Consider the following 2,500-nt stretch of genomic DNA (forward strand, 5'->3'; position numbering starts at 1 on the left):
ACGAGCAAGCGTTGGCTTGCGTCCTTAGAGGTAAGTTTTAGCTTACCGGAATCAAGAGGTCTGCCAAATGAAAGGGCCGCTTGCGCGGCCCGGGCTCCCGTTTGGCGGGCCTCATGCATGTCGCTCAAAAGTGTTAGCGGTTTTGAGGCAACGCCATGCATCACAACAATCGTAATGAGAAGATGAACGTGCGTTTGGCAGACCTGGCAGCGACCTACTCTCCCGCGTCTTGAGACGAAGTACCATCAGCGCTGGAGCGTTTCACGGCCGAGTTCGGAATGGGATCGGGTGCAGCCGCTCCGCCATAACCACCAGGTCGGCAAAACGCACGTTGTTCGAGAAGCTTTTTGAGCGAATAGCCGATGGTGAGCAGCCGATAGGGAACCCTATTTGCTGCTTCTCCAAGCTGTTCGCTGGTCTTTGTTGTGCCCTCACATCCTCCCTTTTGGGAGCGATGGACATTAGGAATGAGAACGATCAAGCCGATCGAACTATTAGTACCGGTAAGCTTCAAGCGTTGCCGCTCTTCCACACCCGGCCTATCAACGTGGTCGTCTTCCACGGTTCTCAGGGAATACTCGTTTTAAGGTGGGTTTCCCGCTTAGATGCCTTCAGCGGTTATCCCGTCCGGATATAGCTACCCTGCTATGCGGCTGGCGCCACAACAGGTCCACCAGAGATCCGTCCATCCCGGTCCTCTCGTACTAGGGACAGATCCTTTCAATATTCCTACACCCACGGCAGATAGGGACCGAACTGTCTCACGACGTTCTGAACCCAACTCACGTACCGCTTTAAATGGCGAACAGCCATACCCTTGGGACCTGCTCCAGCCCCAGGATGCGATGAGTCGACATCGAGGTGCCAAACAACCCCGTCGATATGGACTCTTGGGGGTCATCAGCCTGTTATCCCCGGCGTACCTTTTATCCGTTGAGCGATGGCCCTTCCACGCGGGACCACCGGATCACTATGACCGACTTTCGTCTCTGCTCGACTTGTCAGTCTCGCAGTCAGGCAGGCTTATGCCATTGCACTCAGCGAACGATTTCCGACCGTTCTGAGCCCACCATCGCGCGCCTCCGTTACTCTTTAGGAGGCGACCGCCCCAGTCAAACTACCCACCATACATTGTCCCGGACCCGGATAACGGGCCGCGGTTAGACATCCATAGAGATAAGGGTGGTATTTCAAGGGTGGCTCCACCAAGGCTGGCGCCCTGGCTTCAAAGCCTACCACCTATCCTACACATGCCACTACGAATGCCAATGTAAAGCTATAGTAAAGGTGCACGGGGTCTTTCCGTCTAACCGCAGGAACCCCGCATCTTCACGGGGAATTCAATTTCACTGAGTCTATGCTGGAGACAGCGGGGAAGTCGTTACGCCATTCGTGCAGGTCGGAACTTACCCGACAAGGAATTTCGCTACCTTAGGACCGTTATAGTTACGGCCGCCGTTTACTGGGGCTTCGATTCAGAGCTTGCACCCCTCCTCTTAACCTTCCAGCACCGGGCAGGCGTCAGACCCTATACGTCGCCTTGCGGCTTCGCAGAGCCCTGTGTTTTTGATAAACAGTCGCTACCCCCTGGTCTGTGCCACCCTCCTCTGCTTGCGCAGAAAAGGGTCACGCTTCTTCCGAAGTTACGCGTGCAATTTGCCGAGTTCCTTCAGCATAGTTCTCTCAAGCGCCTTGGTATACTCTACCAGACCACCAGTGTCGGTTTCGGGTACGGTCTATAAGGAGGAGCTATTTCCTGGAACCGCTCCGCTGCCCAACCAATCCGATAAGGTTGAACAACTTGTGCGATCCGTCACTACCTCCAGGCCCACGAATATTAACGTGGTTCCCATCGACTACGCGTTTCCGCCTCGTCTTAGGGGCCGGCTAACCCTGCTCAGATTAACTTTAAGCAGGAACCCTTGGTCTTTCGGCGGGGGAGTCTCTCACTCCCCTTACGTTACTCATGTCAGCATTCGCACTTCTGATACCTCCACCGCCCCTCACGGGTACGGCTTCATCAGCTTACAGAACGCTCCGCTACCGCTCGTGATTGCTCACGAACCCTAAGCTTCGGTGTATGGCTTTAGCCCCGTTACATTTTCGGCGCAAAGACCCTTATTTAGACCAGTGAGCTGTTACGCTTTCTTTAAATGATGGCTGCTTCTAAGCCAACATCCTGGTTGTTTTGGGATCCTCACATCCTTTCCCACTTAGCCATAACTTGGGGACCTTAGCTGTAGGTCAGGGTTGTTTCCCTTTTCACGACGGACGTTAGCACCCGCCGTGTGTCTGCCGACTAGTACTCCCAGGTATTCGGAGTTTGGTTAGGTTTGGTAATCCGGTGAGGACCCCTAGCCCATCCAGTGCTCTACCCCCTGGGGTATTCGGTCGACGCTCTACCTAAATAGATTTCGCGGAGAACCAGCTATTTCCGAGTTTGATTGGCCTTTCACCCCTAGCCACAAGTCATCCCGAACTATTGCAACAGTTATGGGTT

Annotated in this window: 2 rRNA genes (1 of these 2 cut by a window edge); both read right to left on the reverse strand. The window is 54.2% G+C overall.

Annotated elements, in window-relative coordinates:
• Positions 1-201 precede the first annotated feature (201 nt).
• Positions 202-316: ribosomal RNA gene (gene rrf / locus EN786_RS35740) — 5S ribosomal RNA — on the reverse strand.
• Between the two features lie 157 nt (positions 317-473).
• Positions 474-2,500, reverse strand: a 23S ribosomal RNA gene (locus tag EN786_RS35745) (it continues 797 nt past the right edge of the window).

The organism is Mesorhizobium sp. M4B.F.Ca.ET.143.01.1.1 (assembly GCF_004792275.1).
In the GTDB taxonomy this organism is placed as follows: domain Bacteria; phylum Pseudomonadota; class Alphaproteobacteria; order Rhizobiales; family Rhizobiaceae; genus Mesorhizobium; species Mesorhizobium abyssinicae.